The sequence below is a fragment of the Mesorhizobium sp. ESP-6-4 genome, assembly GCF_020164735.1.
Classification (GTDB): domain Bacteria; phylum Pseudomonadota; class Alphaproteobacteria; order Rhizobiales; family Rhizobiaceae; genus Mesorhizobium.
Map to the genome: position 1 here is coordinate 141,829 of NZ_JAIUGS010000010.1, position 18,432 is coordinate 160,260.

Sequence of the window (18,432 nt, forward strand, 5' to 3'; positions counted from 1 at the left end):
AATGTCCAACGACGTCCTTCCTGGGCAGAAAAAGCCGAAGCTGATTGTTGTGGTCGCATTCGACCGCGGCGACGACGGCGAGCTATTTCCGATGTACGGCCCGGCCGATGAGCAAAGCGAAGAACGGGCGACCCGTACCGCCAAAGCACTGGCTGGCAAACACGTTGGCGTCATCGCCTGGAGCCGGGATGCCGATCCGGCGCTTGGGGACTACGGCCCGCCAAACACTTTGTTTGTGAGCGGCGATGTGCCCGACATGGAGTGATACCAATGTGCGGGCGCTAAACTCGATATCTACCTTGGCGGAAATCCATCACCTCTATCGACTGACCCGTAAGCCGATGGCGCCAAGCGGCCTTTGGTGCTCGATCGCTTCGAAAATCACTTCAAAGACACTGTCGATTTCCTCGGTGATCTCGGCGGCCGGGATGCCTGCTTGTTCGGCAGCTTTCATCAGTTCGTCCGCCAGGTCGCTCACGGCGACCGGATCATCAGTGATCGCGTTCGGCAGGTGCTCTGCCATCCATCGGTCGACGAAGTTGATACCGCGTGTGCTCATGGAGTCATGAAGCACGCACACTCCACTATGTTCCCGACCCAGCGACAAGCACCGGCTAAAGAGGTGGAACAAGAGGGCAACGTGGGTGTTTCTGCCAGTCAGGAGAAACCGACATGGTGGACGACAAGAGCAAGCGCGACTTCCGCGAACGCGATCGGGTTTCCGCCGAGGAAGACGATGAGGTGGAGCATTTCGCCCAGAAGGTCGCGCTGACGCCGCAGCAGATACGCGAGTTGATCAAGAAGCACGGCAATGACCGCGAAACGCTCGAACGCGTGGCGAAAGCCTTCGGGCGGCGGTGACAAGATGCCTCGATATCAGGTCGAAGAGCTGTGCGGCGAAGAGGTCGTCTCAGCGCAAACTGTGGATGTCGACGAGCCAATAAAGGCGGCCGAGCACGTGGCCGGCGCGCCAATCTCACCGAGAGCCTTGCAGGAGCATTGGTTCCGGGTCGTCGACGAGGAAGAGAACAGTGTCTTCGAGTTCAGTCTGGCCGAGCCCGTGGCGCGGGATTTCTCCAAATGACCAGCCGGATGAACGACATGGACTGCCGCGTCGTGCTCCAGCTGATCAGGGCGACGATCGAGGAGCATTGCCCGCCTGGCGTTCTGCCGAGCGAAGACCAAGTGAACGGTCATTACGGCCCGTCGCTACTTAACGAGGCTGAGGCGATATCAGCGGCAATCGTCAAGACTGTCGAGAAGCTTTCCAAATGACCAAGCTCTCCGAACTCGGCCCTCCTTCTCGTTCACCATGCACGACCAGCCGGGTGCACCTCCCACGCCCGATACCTACCGCCGCGAGACCTGCGGGCAGATGGTGGACCGGAGAGACCTGCGCCAAGTCATATGGCACGAACAGCCCGGGCAAAAGCCGCTTGAGATGGACGCTTAGTCCGAAATAGGTCGATACCGGAAGTGATTGCGAATGTGGTCGTTGAAATAGCGACCTTTGACGAATGCCGACCGGAACGCCGCATATGTCTCGGGCGGCACCTCCTCAAAATCGTAGCGCTTGCCGCTGGCCACGAACCACACCGAGAGGACCCTGCTTGCCGGATCGTATTCTGTTTTCTTTATCGAGGTGGATGGCATTTGCCGCCAGCCCCTTGTCCGGGTACTCGTCAGTGGAACAGGGCAGCCGAGAGCACGGCCATGCCTATCGACACTGGAATGGCTACAAGCAAACACGTTTCGACAACAAGGGTTTCTTTGTCCTTGAACATGGAAGGGGAATGCGTGTCCGGGTTTTAGGTTCCGTCCAAAGAAGAACCCGCCGGCCGAAGCCGACGGGCATCTTCCCACAATCTGCTTGTGCTCCCCTTTTCCGGGATGGTCCGCACCCAGGAATGCCGCACAAAGCTCACCTAATGCAGGCGCTAAAAGGCATGATTGCCGTTGCGCCGCGCTGGTTGCGCAGATAATCGACGAAGATCCGATCTCCGCCGCCTGATCAGCTACTTTGTGCGCATTTTGGAGCGGAGCGATTTGGCTGACCAGCAACCCCACGCTGGTCGAGCGGCGGTGTGCGATTTGCATATCTGAAGCCCTTCGCCGTGGCCGCGAGCGGATTCAGAAGACGCCTAGACTCTGGCCGCTACTTCAGCTCAACGCTCTAATGGCTTGCAACTTCATGGAACAATATCTTCCTCTGCGGGTAAGGTCTCCATGTCATCGGGTCGTTGTCTATGCGGGTCTGTGCGTTACGAAATAGCGGGCGAGCTTGCACAGCCTATAGCCTGTCACTGCACCCAATGCGCCCGCACCAGCGGCAACTTCGCGGCTATGGCGGCCTGTCGTTCGGAAGATCTCCGACTGCTAGCGTCATCGACTCTCAGTTGGTACCGCTCGTCAGATGACGTCGAGCGGGGCTTCTGTTCGCGCTGCGGTGGTAATCTATTCTGGAAGGCGGCTCCGGGCATTGAAACCTTCGTCGCAGCCGGAACCCTTGACCGACCGACCGGCCTGCGCCTTGTCAAGCATATTTTCGTCGGCTCGAAGTCCGATTTTTACGATCTGACCGACGGCCTACCGCAGGAGCAGGATGGCTAGGTTCAGCCGGCAGGCGCTCGAATGGGGCCTCAAACGGCCGCCGTCGGTTGCCAGTTTTCTTGGCCTGCACGCTTCGGCTGTGCGAAACTGGCCGTTTTGACGGTGCTGTCACGCGCCCAGTCACGAGCCGATCACGCCGCCAATTTACGGCAAACGAGTTGCGTCGCGTCGAGTCACGGCTCAGGCGACCGAATGTCACCGAGACTGGACCCACCGGACGGGATTATGAGATCGCCCACCGAGCCGCAGGATAAGGGCAAAGCAGGTCGACTTTCTACAAGCAGCCTCCCGAAGTTTCCGAAATCCGCCTGGGCCAATTTCTCCACCGGGCAACGGAAGCTTATGTCTCTGCCATCTGGAGGGCGTACGAGCCGTCGATCGACTTCGCTCGAGCGGAGCTGCCCCTCGGGCCAGAAGCGGCGGGGGTGACGGCTCTAATTTAGCGCAGGTAAAGGGAGCTATCCGTATGCCGGACAAGGAGACTTTGCAGCGCCACTTCATCGCCGGGCTGAGCCAAGCGAATTGTGATCCCGGTCATTGGTGAAGCGCCTCATACGCCATCCGTTGTTTACATCAAGGGTATGGCCGGCGGATTTTGGCCAGCAACGACACGGTGGAATACCCACAGAATGGCTGGGCAAACCAGGAGCATGACGGCGCCGAAGTCGAGCGCGGCGCTCGCGGAGCCGAGCGACGTGGAGAGCGTTCCCCCGATCGCGGACCCAACCGGGCTCCCGGCATAGAAAGCCGTATAGAAAATTCCCATTCCGATCGCCCGCGTCTTCGGCTCGAGCACACGCGCGGGTAGGCTCATAATGGCGCCGGCCGGCAGGCCGCAAATGGTCCCAACGGCAATGACGGCAGGAAGCACCTGGCCGCTTCGCGACAGGAGAACCGTCAGCAACGCAAAGCCGATGCAGCCTACGACGATGATAGCTTCGCCGCGTTTGGTCAGATCAGCGAGCAAGCCTCCTAAGGGAACCGAAAGCGCCGTGAGCCAGAGGACGATGCTGATCGTTGATCCAGCTGCAGCCATGGACCAGCCTCGCTCGACGAGCATCGTTGGGCCGAAACTGAAGATCATCACCAAACCGAGATTGTAGAGACACCAGATCGAGCTAGCGGCAATCACCGCATAGACCATTTCCGAGGTCACACTGCCTGGTTCACCACCAACGGAGACAACCGCCTCGGGCGCGCGGTAGAAAAAACGCCATCAGGCCGAAGCCGATCATGATCCACCCTGCGACGGCAAGGTTGACGGCAGGAAGGCCGAACCTCGCTCCGATCCATGGCAAGAGCATGAGCGAAATTGCGATGCCTACCGGCCACGAGTTGACGAAAATGGCCATCGCGGTTGCGATTTCCCTGCCGGCAAACCAGTCGGCGACCATCTTGGTCATCAGAACGCTCAAGAGAATGCCGCCAGTGCCCGCAATCAGTCGGCCTGCGATTTGCACGCTCCATGATGCCGACGAGGTCATCAGCAATTCGCCAGTCAGCATCGCCAGGAGTGCGGCGAGGACCGTCGCCTTGTCGCCATGGCGATGTCCGATCGTACCAGCGGGGAAGGCAAGCAGGACGCCCGGCGCAAAGTAGATTCCGATAAGGATGCCGATGTCAGCCAAGCTCGCACCGAGGCTCTGGCGAAGCTGCGGCGCTACAGCCCCCACACTGCCAAATTGAAAGGCGAAGGCGGCACGGGCGACAAACAAAACGGCAAGAATGGTCCAGCGGCTTGGCACTTGGATCCTCCCAGCCACCGCGCGATGCTGCGGCATTTTTATATTAGCAGAGCGACATGTAGCTTGATAGGCGGTAAGGAGTGGAGCAAAATCGCGCTTTTTCTCCTGCGTCGGCTCACCGGATCCGCGGCATGCGCCCACTCTGATCCAGCCGCGAAGGCGTGGACGATGGCGAAGCCCACGCCGACGGCAACGCCCATAACGAAGGCGCACCATTGCGCAGGCTCTCCGCTTCTAGCCCGGAGTACCTGAGCTGTCAGTTCAGTGTCGGCTCGCCCATCGTCTCGGTAAGAAAGGACGTGGCGATCAAATCGTCCGCGTCAATGCGTAAGGAGCCTTCGCCGCGCCCCATAATGGCCGCGACCTTCTGGAAAATTTTAATCTCATGCTCGGTGATCCTGGCGTCCAGCATCCTTGTTCTCAGATCGGCGACACGCATCCCGAGCGAAGGGGATGTTCCGGTTTCTTTATTCGACATTTTGATCAGTCCTCCTCCCCCCGCCTGTCTGTTTCGCCACCGCCCGATGCGCAGCCTGCCTATAGTCTGGTGTTGCAGTTGAGGAGCATCAGCATGCCCGCTTGTGAGAATCTGCTGATATTATGAATGAATGATGAATGGCGCGCGACTGTAGTTCAGCTCCTGGTGCGATCGCGGAAGGCAGCCTGATTCTCCGGTCGGGGGCCGGGCCGGCGAGGCAGGGGCTAGGCGGGCACGCTGCAGAGCAAGGCCGCCTGAACGGCGTCGAAGAAGCGACGGACCTCAGCGCGCGCATCGTTGGCGTTCTGGCCGCGTTCGGTCGCGACTGAGAGCAGATGCGTAGCAGTTTCCCGCCAGAGCGTAGCCGCCTCGTCACTCGGAAGGCGAGCAATTGCGTTCGCCACGATTCGAATGGCGGGAAGCTCTCGACTAATTGGGAAGGCATGCACCGACATGGACCGGATGACCCGCAAAAGGTTTCATGCCGAACCTATCGATCGAAAGGAAATAGAAGCTTAAGGGGGCGGCCTAAGCCCTTCGCCAAGACCTCGTGGCCAATGTTGACGCTGCCCTTCGCCGCGGTTTTGAGTCTGAAGCGCGACTCGCTGCCGCGTCAAGATAAGCGGAACCTAATATGCGCCGGCTGCTTATGGCAAAATGAGTATACGCGGCGCAAATTTCCTGGAAATATGGATGGCAGAGCATCTGCCGGATGCGGTGACCGACGACCCGGCCGCGATAAACGATCTAGCGGACCAGGCGATGGAAGCTGCGGACCGAGAGGGCATCGCGGTAAGCGAAATCTATGAGGAAGTCGGCAGCGTCTTCGAAGTGATTGCGACGGCGATGCAGCACCGCGATGGCAGCTTGCTCGAGGCAGATCTCGCCACCTTTGATCTCTTGGCAGACCGGTTGTCCCGAGAAGCAAACATCTCCAACGAGCAAGCCCACGATCTAATTGGGCGTTTCGGCACCGATTGGGAAGTCCTGCTCAACGAAGCCCATTTTATGAAAGAACTTGAAGGCCGCCTTGGGGAGGTGAAGGAACAGTAGGCGCTGCCCCGGCGGGATTGACCGCTGGGGCATTTAGGGCGGACGATTTTCCCCGAAAAATCCTCCACGCGATATCGCGATCATCGTATTCCGCTCGCGTAATCGCCCGGGGTCCGAGCCCGAACACCGTTTGGTTCAGATGCGATCAAAGGTGAAGGACGTTAGAAGGCTAGTGACGAAATTGCTTGCCTTCTCTTTGACGAGAACCTCGGTCCATTCGTCGTTCCCTCGAAGCCTAAGGTCCGTGGAGATGCTGTCTATCGCAGACTCTTCGAGGCGCTTAATATGGGACAAGAATAAAGCCTCGTCGCCTGTTTTATAGATGTCCCGCACGACTAACCGGAGAATTTCCTGGATTGCGATTTGCCAGGCGGTATTAATTGTCTGAAGCTCGTTCATTTTGTTTGTCATCGAGATTTCCTCGATCATCTTGGCTTCGGCCCGCCGCCAATATCCATTTATTCGAAGCGCACATTCCGCCGAAATTAAAAAAGGTCAGGCAGATTTGCCTGACCCCCATTAGGTCTCATGCTTTCACAGTGCCAGTACATCCGTGGTCAAAGGAAAGCTGATCCGATTAGACGGCCTGCAGCTTACCGGCCGACATCTTCCCTGACTTGCTGTCCCGCTCAAGTTCATAGCCAATCTTCTGGCCCTCAACGATTTCACGCATACCGGCGCGCTCGACCGCAGAGATATGAACGAACGCGTCGGCGCCGCCGTTGTCAGGCTGGATGAAGCCGAAGCCCTTGGTGGAATTGAACCATTTAACTGTGCCAGTGGTCATGATGAACCCTTTCATAGCAATATTGAGCCAAGGCAACGCGAACGCGCTGCCGATTGAAGATGACGATTTTGAAAGAAAGTTCGTTCAGGGCGCGTTGCCAAGCGCGCGATAACCAAAGCTCAGCCAGCAATATCGACGACCAGTTCCTATGCTGCCTTGCCAGTTATGTCAACTTTTGGTTTTTCGGGTCCTCGATTGCAACTTATTGATGTGCAGGCGATACGAACTTCGGATTTAGCGTCTCCACCGGAGATCAACCCTGGGGTCGTGTGAACCTTGTCGAGGTTCCGCCGGATGTGCAAACGCGGGAGGGCAGCGGCATCATACCGTTGGACGACATGGCGCACGACCGGCTGCAAGCTATCGAACGGTTCATCCGCTTGATCCACAGGCAACACCTTCCCGATCCCCGATTGACCGCGGCTCAGCGCCGGCGCCTCGGTCACATGCTGCGATGCTTGGATGGCCGGGAAGAGCAGGCATCCCATTTTGAAGTCGCGACCGCCTTGTTCGGTCGGCGACTGGTCAGCGCCGCCGACTGGCACGCTCGGCTTTTCGATATCAGACGCGTCGAATTAGTGCGCGACGGCTTGAAGATGGTCGAGCGCGGCTATCGCCAATTGCTTCGTGCGCGACGGCGCCTTTCCTGAAGAGAACCCGACGTCCCCTGGTTCACTTTTTGGGTTGTCTGCAGGGCCGGCCTGGATCCTGAAGTGAACGGGAGCTTTGCGCCCGATGTCGGCCGCTGAAGGCAATCTTGTCACCCGCTGAAAGCAGACATGTAGTCTGCATCGGGAGTCTAGCTTGTTCCCCTCAGGCCAAGCCTCGCAGGTACTGTCAATCGGGGATCTAGCATGTAACATTGCTTGCTAATATGCGATGGATTGAGGGAAGCGTTCCGCTCGAACTTGGCGGAATGTCCCTTTTGGGAGAAGCCGACATGCAGGGCTCAGTCGAAAACGACCTTTCCAGCCGCCTTGAATCCGCAAACCGGCGTATTGCAGAGCTGGAAAAGGCCGAGGCAGCTGCGGCAATCGAACTTGACCGTCTTTCCGCCGAAAACAAGCGATTGATTCAATTCACCGAGGAACGCACCAAGGAACTGGCCATCCTCAACAGCGTCGGCGAAGCGACTGCCAAGACGCTGAATGTCGAAACAGTGACCCGTATCGTTGGCGACAAGGTTCGCGAGATGTTCGGCGCGGATTTGACGGAAATCCTGCTGCACGACGAGACGTCCAATTTGATCAACGTCTCCTATGCATTCGACGGCAATTACCAGTACCCTGAACCTTTTGCGATGGGCGAAGGACTTACCTCGAGAGTTATGTTGTCGGGTAAGCCACTGTTCCTGGGAACTTTCGAGGATGCAATCGAGTTGGGCGCCCTGATGCCCAAGGAAGAGGACAAGACTGAAACCTATCTCGGTGTGCCTATTATTGCTGGGAATAGGACGCTGGGTGTGGTTAGCGTGCAGAGCTACAGAAAAAACGCTTTCAACGAAGATCATGTTCGCCTGCTGCAAGGGCTCTCGGCCAGCATGGGCGTTGCCATCGCCAACGCCTACCTCTTCGACGAGACGCAGCGGCTCCTGAAAGTGGCGCAAGACCGGGCCAAGGAATTGGCCATTCTCAACGGCGTCGGCGAAGCGATGACGAAGTCACTGAACGTCGACACGATTATTCGGCTGGTTGGCGATAAGGTCAGGGAGGCCTTCGGCACCGAGGTCAGTGAGATTCTGCTGCACGACAGTCAATCCGGTGTAGTTCGAGTTCCTTACGCTTACTATAGAGGTCACAAAACCATCGAGCCGTTCCCGATGGGGTTAGGGCTTACGTCGGAAATTATCTCCACGGGGAAGCCGCTGGTTTTCAGCACCATGGAGGAAGGAAAAAGGCGCGGTGCCTATTTTCCAGACGAAGATGACAGGACCTCATCATACATTGGCGTGCCGATCAATTCGGGCGAGAGAACGCTCGGAGTGGTTAGTGTTCAAAGCTACGAAAAGAATGCCTTCGATGAGAATCACGTACGATTGTTGCAGACGATAGCTTCCAATATGGGTGTCGCGATTGCCAACGCCCGCTTCTTCGATGAGACCCAGAGGCTTCTAAAGGAAACGGAGCACCGAGCCGCTGAACTGGGTGCGATCAGCAAGGTCAGTCAAGCACTCATCGGCGAAGCCGAACTTGGCAACACAATCCAGCTGATCGGCGATCAGATGCAGGAGATTTTCAGCGCCGATATAGTCTACGTCGCTCTGCTCGATCCGGACACAAAGCTGATCCATTTTCCTTATCAGTTCGGCGAAGCCTTCACCACACTCAAGCTCGGCGAGGGCCTTACAAGCAAGATCCTGGAAACCGGCGAGCCGTTGCTCATCAACCAGGATGTCGCGGAACGCGGCGCGGAAATCGGAGCAACTCCGGTTGGCAAGGATGCACTTTCGTATCTTGGTGTTCCGATCAAGACCGCTCAGGGCAATGTCGGAGTGATCAGTGTGCAGAGTACGACACGAGAGGGTATGTTCAATGAAAATTCGCTGCGGCTGCTTTCGACCATCGCCGCCAATGCGGGTGCGGCGCTTCACAACGCACAACTGTTCACCGAGCTCAAGGAGCTTTCGCCGGCGTTGACAGAGGCAAAGGAGGCGGCGGAGGCTGCCAACGAAGCCAAGAGCACGTTCCTTGCTACCATGAGCCATGAAATCCGCACGCCGATGAACGGCGTTATCGGCATGGCCAACCTGATGCTGGCTACCAAACTTGACGATGAGCAGCGGGAAATCGGCGAGACGATAAACAACAGCGCGGAAGCGCTGCTGACCATCATCAACGACATACTCGATTTTTCCAAGGTCGAGGCGGGCAAGCTTGATCTCGATCCCCGGCAGTTCGAATTGCGCGAGTGCCTCGAAAGCGCGATCGATTTGATTGCGCCAAGGACAGCAGAGAAGGGATTGGACCTCGGCTATGTCGTTGAGCCCGGCACGCCGGAAACTATTGTCGCCGACAATAACCGTCTAAGGCAGGTTCTGATCAACCTGCTCAACAATGCCGTCAAATTCACCGAGCGGGGAGAGGTCGTGCTTTCCGTGATGGAGGTGCCGTCCGGAGCCGCGGGCACCAGTCCGCAGGGCGAGGGCGAGCGCAAAACGTGTACGCTCCAGTTCGCGGTGCGCGATACCGGTATCGGCATAGCCAAGGACCGGATGGATCGCCTGTTCAAATCATTCAGCCAGGTCGATGCTTCCACGACGAGACGCTATGGCGGAACCGGGCTCGGTCTGGCGATCAGCAGGCGTCTGGTGGAATTGATGGGCGGTGAGATTTGGGTGGAGAGCGCCGAAGGAAAAGGCACGACATTCTTTTTCACCATCCGCGCTCCGGTTGCCTCGAGCCAAAGAGCGACACAACTGCTGCCGACGAAGGATGAACTGGCTGGCAAGCGGCTGCTGATCGTCGACGATAACGCAACAAATCGGCGCATCATATCCTTGCAGGCACAGGCCTGGGATATGGCTGCATCAGCAATCGAACATCCCGCCGACGCGCTTCGACGGCTTGCGGGAGGCGAAGTTTTCGATGTCATCGTTCTCGACATGAACATGCCCGGCATGGATGGGATCGAACTGGCCAGGCAAATACGCGCGCTCGAAGGCAACGGCAGCGTTCCGTTGGTGCTGCTCAGTTCAATGGTGCCCATACCGGAAGACAAGAAAAAAGAGATGGAAAGTATCAAGTTTGCGGCCATGCTTTCCAAGCCAATCAAGCCATCACCGTTGCTCAATGCATTGCTGTCGATCTTTGCCGGAACTCCGATACGCTCCATCCGATCCGATCAGCTGAAGGCGCCGGCACTCGACAGTACGATGGCGGAGAAATTTCCGCTTCGCATCCTCCTGGTCGACGACAATGCCACCAACCGGAAACTTGGCTCCAAGGTGCTCGAGCGCCTGGGGTACAAGCCGCAACTGGCGGTCGACGGGCAGTCGGCAGTCGCTGCATATACCCAGGGCAGCCATGGCGTTATCCTGATGGATATCGAAATGCCTGACATGGACGGTCTCGAAGCGACAAGATTGATCCGCGCGTCCGGCAGCCAACATGCGCGTCAGCCGTTCATCATCGCCCTGACCGCCAACGCAATGGCCGGTGATCGCGAGAGGTATCTGGATGCAGGGATGGATGATTACCTCAGTAAGCCGCTGCGCATGGAAGACCTCATCGCCTCGCTGAACAAGGCGGTGCTGGCTGGCGGGCAGAGACTTGCCGGTGCAGGGAGAGATTTCCAGGAGCCCAGCGTGCCAAGGCTCTGAAATGCAAGGTCGGATCTTGGCGCAATCGCCACCAGCCGTTGCAGCATTGAACGAAACTATGCGCTATCGCTAATTTAGCGCGCCCGCGATAGTCTACCTTTTCAGCGCAAGGGAACGCTGACAAATTCAAGCAGGGCGGTCGATTTCGATCGTACATCGCCAGCGCCGATCGAAGTTCGCGGTCGAAATCGAGGGACATCGTGGCGATCGATATAGGGGCACTTGATAAACTGCGCGAGCTTATCGGTGGCGAAGAAGCCGACCTTGTAGAGCTCGTGGAGTCTTTCCTCGAGGAGGGGGCATCCATCATGCAAGACATGCGGTCGGGTCCGGCTTCCGACCTGACCGCCATCCGGCGGGCTGCCCACTCCCTGAAATCCAACGCGCGGGACATGGGTGCGGCCGAACTCAGCCAAATCTGCGCCCGGGTCGAGGCGCGATGCGCAAGTGGCGGGCCGACGGATTTGGCGGAAATCGACAATGCACAGCGCGCGTTCGACGCCGCCGTGACGGAGCTTCGAATAATCTTTAATTTGGGAGAATAATTTGAGCAACCCTGGCAGGATTCTCATCGTTGACGACTCCCGGACCATAAGGATCAAGCTCAAGAAATCGGTCGAGGCTCTCGGCCACCAAGCCGCGGCGGTAGACAGCGGCCGGGCGGCGCTCGAACTGCTCGCCACCGAAAATTTCGATCTCATCCTTCTCGACATCATCATGCCGGTAATGGACGGCTTCGAGGTACTGAAGAATCTGAAGGTATCGTCCAGAACGCGGGATGTTCCGGTTATTGTGATTTCCGCGCTCGACGATGAGATGAGCAGCGTCGTCAAGGCGATCGAATTGGGGGCCGAGGATTTCCTGCCCAAGGACTTCGAACTCGCACTTCTCAAGGCACGGGTTTCCACCTGCATCGAGAAGAAGAGGCTGCGCGACATCGACAAAGAATATCTGCGGCAGGTGACAAAGCTGACGAAGGCGGCCGCGACCTTGGAAAGCGGGAGGTTCAATCCTTCAAAGCTCGGCATCCTCGATGTGGCAGGCCGCCCGGATGGTCTGGGCAAGCTCGCTACGGTTTTCGCCACAATGGCCCAGAAGGTCTATGATCGCGAGCGCAAAATGCGGCAGAATATCCGCACATTCCGTGGCGCACTGCTGCTGCTGGCTTGCGGAGGATTATGGGGCCTTGTCGTGCCACTATCGAAGATGGCTTCACTCGTTGAAGCTCATCCGATCGGACTGGCGCTCCTTATTGACGTGATTGGGGCTGTGTTCTGCATCGGGATAAGCATGAAGCGGCAGACAATGCCCCGCTTTGCTGATCTTACGCGCTCGGATTGGAAGTTCATTCTCATCCTTGCATTCATCAGCTCGGTGATCAATCAGGTGCTGGTCTATTGGCTGGCAAGCAAGCTTCCCGCCTTCATCGTCTCTATTGTCATCGTCCTCGAGGGATTCGCCGTATTCCTGTTCGCTTCCTTGATGCGGACGGAGGCGCCCAATCTGAAGCGGTTTTTGGGACTTGGACTGGGTCTCGCCGGTATCTTCATCATACTTCTCTATGGAGAGCCGGCGGAAATGGCGACCAGTTGGTTGTGGCTTGCCATTGCACTCGTCATCCCGATCACTTACGCGACCGAGGATATTTACCTCTCGGAGTACAAGCCTGCTGCCATCGATAGCGTCGCTCTGTTCGGCATCACCCTTGTTGCTTCGGTTTTGATGCTGATGCCGCTGGCAGCTTTCTATCGGGATTTCATCCCTTTTGATCTACTGACCGGACGGCTTGGCATGATCGTCGTTCTAATGGCCGTTGCCGGCAATTTGGCGATGCTGCTTTTCATCGCGCTGATCTCCAGCACAGGCGCTGTTTTTGCAAGCCAGAACGCCTACGCAGTCACCGCAGCCGGCATAGGCTGGAGCATGCTTTTGCTGGGTGAGGCGATACCGGCGCTCACCTGGGTCTCTCTGGCGCTCATCGTCGTTGGTCTCCTGATGGTCGAGCCCAAGCAGGAGGCTGAAGAAGAACCGCCCCTATTTGACGACACATCGGAGGAGTTCGTCCCGCAGTTGCTGTCGTCGCCCACGGAATGAAAGATCCGGTCAACGATCTACCCGCGGGACAGTTCACGTCGAAGAAATGCCTGAAGGTCTGGTTTTGACTATCACCGCTGAAAAGCTGCCCGTCAGCTCCCGGCCCGCCACTGGCACAGCTATAAACACCTGATTTCGCCGCTTCAACCACCGCGGGCGTATTGCGCTGGCGGCGCCCCCATGCACCGCGAGAAGGCTGAGCTGAAGGCACTCGTCGAGCCATATCCGGTCTTCGCCGCAATCTGCGCGATGCTATGCTGCCGCGCTCTAAGCATGTGCTTGGCCAGCGTCATCCTCCAGCTTTGCAGGTATTCCATCGGCGCCATGCCCACCACTCGGTTGAATCGCGTGAAGAAGGCCGAGCGGGACAGCCCCGCCTCACGTGCCATCTCGGCGACGCTCCATGCGCGATCTGGCGCCGCGTGGATGGCGCGCAGCGGGCCGGTCAACCGGTCGTCCGCCAGCCCGCGCAGCAGGCCTGGCGTGGCACTCGTCTCGGTCGCAGAACGCAGAGCTTCGATCAGTAGCACCTGCAGCAGATGTTCCAGAACCACGTCGCGTGCCGGGCGATCCGCTCTCGCCTCGTCCCGCACCAGTCGCGCCAGGTCGCCAAGACGCTGCTCGCCCCGGACCATGGCCATATCGGGAAGCAGCGACACCAGCAGCTCCGCATCCGGGGCGCCGAAGCTGCAATACCCGATGAGCTGCTGCACCTCGACAGGGGCATCCTCTGGCCCGATCCGCACTGATCCGTCCGGACGGATCAAAGGGCGGCTTTCCAGCCCAGGCGGCGGTTCGGGGTCGGCGCTCGACATTGAAAAGCTCTGCACCGCCGGCACCAGCACGAAATCGCCTTGGCAAAGGTTCATCGGCGGCTTGCCGTCCACCTCGAGACGCGCCTGACCGGCAAGGAGCAGACAATAGTAGACCTGTCCAACCTCGGTCCGCCGTACGCGCCAGCGGCCGGAAGCGTCCACCAGCTTCGAAAAGGGCGCGCGCGGACGCAAAAGGGCGATCACTTCGGAAAGCGGATCTGACATTTCGGACTTTCGATAAACAATCAAGGACATGCGATTATAGAAAGTTCGCTCCGCAAGGTCGATATCCAAAGCATCCAACAACGGAGACACCCCATGAATACCGTGATGATCACCGGATGCTCCTCTGGCTTCGGGCTGGAGACCGCGCGCCACTTCATCGACAAGGGCTGGTCGGTCGTCGCCACGATGCGCAGCCCGCGCGAGGATGTCTTGCCCGCCTCCGATCGACTGCGCATCCTGCAACTCGACGTGACCGAGCGCGATGCCATCGGCCGCGCGGTCGAGGCAGCAGGTCCGATCGATGCGCTCGTAAACAATGCGGGCATCGGCTGGATGGGACCGCTGGAGGGCACGCCGGAAGAGATAATCCGCGAAATTTTTGAGACCAACACTTTCGGCACGATCGAGATGGTCCGCGCCGTGCTGCCGCAGTTCCGGCAACGCGGAGCGGGGACGATCGTCAATGTTTCCTCCAGCACAACGCTGAAGGCGCTGCCGTTGCTACCGATCTACACGGCCAGCAAGGCTGCGGTGAATGCCTTTACCGAATGCCTCGCGCTGGAGCTCGAGCCCTTCGGCATCCGCACGCGGCTGGTCCTGCCCGGCCAAGCTCCAGGGACCCGTTTCGGGGCCAACGCACGCGGCAAGATGGCAGAAGCGGGGGGCATTCCCGAAGCCTATGGCCCCATTGCCAAGCAGGTCTTTGCCGCTCACGCGGCGGCGGCGAACACGAAGATCACCGAGCCGGCGGACGTGATTGCGGCCATTTGGCGGGCAGTGACCAAGCCGGACTGTCCGTTGCGCCAGGCCGCAGGCGCCGATGCCATGGCTCTTGCCGCATGACGGCAGGAATGCTGGGGCTCCGGCACTTCGGGTCAGACCGAACGTTACGAGCCCCAAACCGACCCTGGAAGCGCGTCGAGTGGGATCCTCAGATAACGCCGACCATTTTTCTCGACTTGGGGCAGTTCCCCTCCGCGGATATTGACCTGCAGCGCGTGCAAAATGGCCGTTCGGCTGGGCCGAGGACCTATGCTCTGGCAAGCCAAACCCTGGGGTAGTTGGTGCTCGTCGATACATCCCATCTTTGAAACCGAGAGGCGTCGCGTCATTTCCGGGGTTTCGCGGAAGTTCGTGAACGATCTGATGAAGCTGCGCGCCGAGAGGGGGGCGCTTGAGCCGCTCCGGCAAGGCCATGCCACTGGCGGCGGCAAGCTGGCCGCTCGCGCCGACTTCGTGCGTCAGTGGATGACCCAGAACGGCGATCTGACGCTCGACGAGCTGTGCGGTGCGATCGCGTAAGGCTGGCTTGGTCTCCGTCGCCGGCCCAGCGAGGCTGCGGCTAGGCGGGTACGCTGCTGAGCAAGGCCGCCTGAACGGCGTCGAAGAAGCGACGGACCTCAGCGCGCGCATCGTTGGCGTCCTGGCCGCGTTCGGTCGCGACCGAAAGCAGATGCGTAGCAGTTTCCCGCCAGAGCGTAGCCGCCTCGTGACTCGGAAGGCGAGCAATTGCGTTCGCCACGATTCGAATGGCGGGAAGTTCTCGACTAATTGGGAAAGCATACACCGACATGGACTGGATGACCCGCAAAAGGTTCCATGCCGAACCTATCGATCGAAAGGAAACAGAAGCTTAAGAAGCGGGGCTTAAGCCCTTCGCCAAGACCTTGTCGCCAGATGACGAAAGATCTCCCGTAGGGCCATTCTCGAGTTCGCGGGAAGTTGCGCGGCTCCTGGGATTTGGCCCGGAACAATCACGCGCCTGAAAGCAGGGCGCTTAGAGCTTCGAACTGAAGCCGCACTGCATCACCATCGCCTCGATTGCCGCCATGCTCGCTAACGGGCTTGCCCGTCCGGCAGTTTATGGCCATGTGGCGCGCCCTTTCCCAGTTTGTGTAATGCCACGGCGAAGTGATTGATACCGGGAACAAATTAGCAGTTCGAAAGTTCGCGACAACTGGAGAAGGACTAACCGCTCCCGAGCCGGTTGGTCGAAGGCCTGCTTTCGTTCCAGGATTCCCGCATATGAAGATTGCCCAGATCGCCCCCCTGACTGAGTCCGTGCCACCGAAGCTCTATGGCGGGACCGAGCGCATCGTTTCATATTTAACGGAAGAGCTGGTTCGAAGGGGGCATGACGTGACGCTGTTCGCCAGCGGCGATTCCCGTACTTCGGCCGAACTGGTGGCATGTTGCGACGTTGCGCTTCGCTTCAATCCGAAAGCAAAGAATCCGATTCCTTACCACGTCATGATGCTTGAAGAGGTCCGCAGGCGAGCGGACCAATTCGACGTGCTGCATTTCCACGTCGATGTTCTCCATTTTCCGATAATTAGAGAGTTCGCGCAGCGAACTGTTACCACGCTTCATGGCCGGCTCGACCTTCCGGATTTGTCGCAGCTATACGCGATGTTCAACGACATTCCACTGGTCTCGATTTCGGACGACCAGCGCCGGCCCATGCCGCCGGTCAATTGGCTTGGAACGGTCTATCACGGCCTGCCGAACGATATCCTGCCATTCCGGCCGAAAGCCTCTGGATACCTCGCGTTCCTCGGCCGCATCTCACCCGAAAAAGGACCGGAAGCCGCGATAGAAATCGCCAACCGCGCCGGAATGCCGCTGAAGATCGCGGCCAAAATCGACGCAGTTGACCGGTCATTTTGGAGCGACAAAGTCGAACCCCAGGTGCTTCGACATTCGAATGTCGAGTTCATTGGCGAGATTGATGAGCGTGAGAAGGCGGAATTTTTGGGCAACGCGACAGCGCTGCTGTTTCCGATCGACTGGCCGGAGCCGTTCGGCCTAGTGACGATCGAGGCGATGGCATGCGGAACGCCGGTGATTGCATTCAACCGTGGAGCCGTTCGAGAGGTCATCGATCACGGCGTATCCGGACTGATAGTGGAAAGCATTGACGAAGCCGTCGACGCTGTGCGGCGGATAGGCAGTCTCGATCGCGCACGAGTGTGGAGAACTTTTAAAAAGCGGTTCACGGTCGGGCGCATGTGCAGCGACTATTTGGGGATCTACAGCTTGCTGGCGTGCGACGGGCAATTTCCACTCGGCTCGCGAAACGGTTTCGCCGACAACGCAGCTGAGATAGCCAGCACTGCTTGAAACGAGTTGGCGGTTACAATCGCTGGCTTCCGCCGCATGCGATCGGGATCGAGCAGCGGAAGCTTCGTCGAACATCCGCCAAGATTTCAATGACGCTCTCCGAGATCATGGGCATCGCAGCATCGATGCGAGATACTGTTGAGAGGGGATGGTCGGGCGCAGGCATATTGGATGAGCGCCAAACATCGGCATCTGAACAGGAGGGATGAGATGAGCATCGAAGTCGAAGAACGCAAGCTTAATCCAGCGGTCGCTCTCCCCGCACTCGATGAATCGGCACCGCGCGAGCCGCATAGGCAATTTGCGCTGAAGCATGAGGACTGCTTCGTCGTCGCGGACAGCTATGGCGACATACGCGGCAGCGGCGACGGGCTTTTCCGCGACGATACGCGAGTGCTGTCGCGTTTTCGGCTGTTCGTAGGTGGCCGCATGCCGTCGCTGCTCGGAGCCTCCTTGTCTCAGGACAACATCCTATTCACCGCCAATCTCACAAATTTGGCTACCAACGGGCCCGACGGCAGTGAGACGCTGCCTGGGGTCGTGCACATCGAGCGGACCAGATTCATCTGGCATGACCGCATGTACGAGCGTGTCACTTTCACGAATTACTCCGCGCGTGAGGTGTTGCTGCCGGTCCGGTTCGACTTCGATGCCGATTTCCGTGACATGTTCGAGGTGCGCGGCACCACGCGCAGCCGGCGCGGTCGTGCACATGACGCCTTGGTCGGCGAGTCAGGCGTGACATTTCGCTACGAGGGCCTCGACAATGTGGCGCGCCAATCCGTCATCGCGTTTTCGATGAGGCCCGACCAGATCCATCCCCATCATGCAGAGTTTCTCATTCTGGTGGGGAGGCACGACAAGAAGGCGCTGTATCTGGAAGTCGGTCAGAACGAAGAAATCCCGTCCAGTGATCGGTTCCGCGCCGCCGCGGCGCGAGCGCGATTTGCAATGCGCTCAAAGCGTCGACAGGGCGCCACTGTTTTCAGCTCCGGCCGCGTGTTCAATGACTGGCTCACGCGCACACGTGCCGACATCGCCCTGCTGACCACCGATCTGGAGACCGGGCCATATCCGTATGCCGGTATTCCCTGGTTTTCGACTGCCTTTGGCCGCGACGGCGTCATTTCCGCCTTGCAAATGCTGTGGCTCAACCCCGAGCTTGCCCGCGGCGTGCTGGCGTTCCT

The 18,432-nt window shown here is 58.6% G+C and carries 24 protein-coding genes and 1 pseudogene; 14 read left to right on the forward strand and 11 right to left on the reverse strand.

Going from position 1 to position 18,432, the window contains the following annotated elements; translation table 11 throughout:
* Position 1: 1 nt before the first annotated feature.
* Complete coding sequence (locus tag LB523_RS19300; RefSeq protein WP_224605996.1) at positions 2 to 265, forward strand: hypothetical protein; 264 nt, start codon at positions 2 to 4, stop codon at positions 263 to 265.
* A gap of 54 nt (positions 266 to 319) precedes the next feature.
* On the opposite strand, the gene LB523_RS19305 is transcribed toward LB523_RS19300, so the two are convergent.
* Positions 320 to 574, reverse strand: coding sequence for a hypothetical protein (locus LB523_RS19305; protein WP_224605999.1), 255 nt, complete (start codon positions 572 to 574; stop codon positions 320 to 322).
* A 98-nt stretch (positions 575 to 672) separates the two neighbouring features.
* Between LB523_RS19305 and LB523_RS19310 the strand changes: the two genes are divergently transcribed.
* From LB523_RS19310 to LB523_RS19320, 3 genes are read left to right on the forward strand one after another with little or no spacing between them, the layout of a single operon-like run.
* Positions 673 to 861: a DUF3606 domain-containing protein gene (locus tag LB523_RS19310; RefSeq protein WP_224606001.1), complete on the forward strand. Its 189-nt coding sequence runs from the start codon at positions 673 to 675 to the stop codon at positions 859 to 861.
* Positions 812 to 1,084 (forward strand): hypothetical protein, encoded by a 273-nt coding sequence (locus LB523_RS19315; RefSeq protein ID WP_224606003.1) that lies wholly within the window; start codon positions 812 to 814, stop codon positions 1,082 to 1,084. The genes LB523_RS19310 and LB523_RS19315 overlap by 50 nt, the downstream gene beginning before the upstream one ends.
* Positions 1,081 to 1,275 carry a hypothetical protein gene (locus LB523_RS19320; RefSeq protein ID WP_224606006.1) on the forward strand — a complete coding sequence of 65 codons (195 nt, stop codon included), beginning with the start codon at positions 1,081 to 1,083 and terminating at the stop codon, positions 1,273 to 1,275. The genes LB523_RS19315 and LB523_RS19320 overlap by 4 nt, the downstream gene beginning before the upstream one ends.
* Before the next feature lie 174 nt (positions 1,276 to 1,449).
* Here LB523_RS19320 and LB523_RS19325 read toward each other — a convergent pair whose 3' ends face one another.
* Entirely contained in the window at positions 1,450 to 1,653 is a 204-nt protein-coding gene (locus tag LB523_RS19325; protein ID WP_224606009.1) for a KTSC domain-containing protein, read from the reverse strand.
* A gap of 573 nt (positions 1,654 to 2,226) precedes the next feature.
* Here LB523_RS19325 and LB523_RS19330 point away from each other — a divergent pair.
* A complete protein-coding gene (locus LB523_RS19330) occupies positions 2,227 to 2,610 on the forward strand; it encodes a GFA family protein (RefSeq protein ID WP_224606012.1) in 384 nt (127 codons plus the stop codon).
* Positions 2,611 to 3,178: 568 nt separating this feature from the next.
* On the opposite strand, the gene LB523_RS19335 is transcribed toward LB523_RS19330, so the two are convergent.
* The 4 genes from LB523_RS19335 to LB523_RS19350 all read right to left on the reverse strand — a co-directional run bounded on the left by LB523_RS19335 (position 3,179) and on the right by LB523_RS19350 (position 5,288).
* Complete coding sequence (locus LB523_RS19335) at positions 3,179 to 3,754, reverse strand: MFS transporter (RefSeq protein WP_224606014.1); 576 nt, start codon at positions 3,752 to 3,754, stop codon at positions 3,179 to 3,181.
* Between the two features lie 22 nt (positions 3,755 to 3,776).
* A complete protein-coding gene (locus tag LB523_RS19340) occupies positions 3,777 to 4,355 on the reverse strand; it encodes an MFS transporter (protein WP_224606016.1) in 579 nt (192 codons plus the stop codon).
* 256 nt (positions 4,356 to 4,611) lie between these two features.
* Complete coding sequence (locus tag LB523_RS19345) at positions 4,612 to 4,833, reverse strand: hypothetical protein (RefSeq protein WP_224606018.1); 222 nt, start codon at positions 4,831 to 4,833, stop codon at positions 4,612 to 4,614.
* 224 nt (positions 4,834 to 5,057) lie between these two features.
* A complete protein-coding gene (locus LB523_RS19350) occupies positions 5,058 to 5,288 on the reverse strand; it encodes a DUF6074 family protein (protein ID WP_224606020.1) in 231 nt (76 codons plus the stop codon).
* 238 nt (positions 5,289 to 5,526) lie between these two features.
* On the opposite strand from LB523_RS19350, the gene LB523_RS19355 reads away from it, so the two are divergent.
* Complete coding sequence (locus LB523_RS19355) at positions 5,527 to 5,886, forward strand: hypothetical protein (protein ID WP_224606022.1); 360 nt, start codon at positions 5,527 to 5,529, stop codon at positions 5,884 to 5,886.
* Between the two features lie 135 nt (positions 5,887 to 6,021).
* On the opposite strand, the gene LB523_RS19360 is transcribed toward LB523_RS19355, so the two are convergent.
* Positions 6,022 to 6,297 (reverse strand): hypothetical protein, encoded by a 276-nt coding sequence (locus LB523_RS19360; protein WP_224589599.1) that lies wholly within the window; start codon positions 6,295 to 6,297, stop codon positions 6,022 to 6,024.
* 166 nt (positions 6,298 to 6,463) lie between these two features.
* Positions 6,464 to 6,673, reverse strand: coding sequence for a cold-shock protein (locus tag LB523_RS19365; protein WP_095769174.1), 210 nt, complete (start codon positions 6,671 to 6,673; stop codon positions 6,464 to 6,466).
* A gap of 269 nt (positions 6,674 to 6,942) precedes the next feature.
* Between LB523_RS19365 and LB523_RS19370 the strand changes: the two genes are divergently transcribed.
* The 4 genes from LB523_RS19370 (at position 6,943) to LB523_RS19385 (ending at position 13,085) form a co-directional block, all read left to right on the forward strand.
* The gene (locus LB523_RS19370; protein ID WP_224606025.1) at positions 6,943 to 7,323 is read left to right on the forward strand and encodes a DUF2285 domain-containing protein; all 381 of its coding nucleotides are present in this window, start codon (positions 6,943 to 6,945) and stop codon (positions 7,321 to 7,323) included.
* A 290-nt stretch (positions 7,324 to 7,613) separates the two neighbouring features.
* Positions 7,614 to 10,991: a GAF domain-containing protein gene (locus LB523_RS19375; RefSeq protein ID WP_224606028.1), complete on the forward strand. Its 3,378-nt coding sequence runs from the start codon at positions 7,614 to 7,616 to the stop codon at positions 10,989 to 10,991.
* A 200-nt stretch (positions 10,992 to 11,191) separates the two neighbouring features.
* Positions 11,192 to 11,536, forward strand: coding sequence for an Hpt domain-containing protein (locus LB523_RS19380; protein WP_224606031.1), 345 nt, complete (start codon positions 11,192 to 11,194; stop codon positions 11,534 to 11,536).
* 1 nt (position 11,537) lies between these two features.
* On the forward strand, positions 11,538 to 13,085 hold the full coding sequence (locus LB523_RS19385; protein ID WP_224606033.1) for a response regulator: 1,548 nt from the start codon (positions 11,538 to 11,540) through the stop codon (positions 13,083 to 13,085).
* A 143-nt stretch (positions 13,086 to 13,228) separates the two neighbouring features.
* On the opposite strand, the gene LB523_RS19390 is transcribed toward LB523_RS19385, so the two are convergent.
* Positions 13,229 to 14,206 carry an AraC family transcriptional regulator gene (locus LB523_RS19390; RefSeq protein WP_318011982.1) on the reverse strand — a complete coding sequence of 326 codons (978 nt, stop codon included), beginning with the start codon at positions 14,204 to 14,206 and terminating at the stop codon, positions 13,229 to 13,231.
* Positions 14,207 to 14,218: 12 nt separating this feature from the next.
* On the opposite strand from LB523_RS19390, the gene LB523_RS19395 reads away from it, so the two are divergent.
* A complete protein-coding gene (locus LB523_RS19395; protein WP_224606037.1) occupies positions 14,219 to 14,968 on the forward strand; it encodes an SDR family oxidoreductase in 750 nt (249 codons plus the stop codon).
* A 44-nt stretch (positions 14,969 to 15,012) separates the two neighbouring features.
* On the opposite strand, the pseudogene LB523_RS19400 reads toward LB523_RS19395, so the two are convergent.
* Positions 15,013 to 15,147, reverse strand: a pseudogene (locus LB523_RS19400) (MBL fold metallo-hydrolase); the annotation flags it as partial.
* A gap of 112 nt (positions 15,148 to 15,259) precedes the next feature.
* Here LB523_RS19400 and LB523_RS19405 point away from each other — a divergent pair.
* The gene (locus LB523_RS19405) at positions 15,260 to 15,427 is read left to right on the forward strand and encodes a hypothetical protein (protein WP_224606040.1); all 168 of its coding nucleotides are present in this window, start codon (positions 15,260 to 15,262) and stop codon (positions 15,425 to 15,427) included.
* 40 nt (positions 15,428 to 15,467) lie between these two features.
* On the opposite strand, the gene LB523_RS19410 is transcribed toward LB523_RS19405, so the two are convergent.
* Positions 15,468 to 15,698: a DUF6074 family protein gene (locus LB523_RS19410; protein WP_224606043.1), complete on the reverse strand. Its 231-nt coding sequence runs from the start codon at positions 15,696 to 15,698 to the stop codon at positions 15,468 to 15,470.
* 452 nt (positions 15,699 to 16,150) lie between these two features.
* Here LB523_RS19410 and LB523_RS19415 point away from each other — a divergent pair, with 452 nt between their 5' ends.
* A complete protein-coding gene (locus tag LB523_RS19415) occupies positions 16,151 to 17,245 on the forward strand; it encodes a glycosyltransferase family 4 protein (protein ID WP_224606045.1) in 1,095 nt (364 codons plus the stop codon).
* A 210-nt stretch (positions 17,246 to 17,455) separates the two neighbouring features.
* The coding region (locus tag LB523_RS19420) for a glycogen debranching N-terminal domain-containing protein (protein WP_318011983.1) at positions 17,456 to 18,432 on the forward strand (977 nt) is incomplete at its 3' end.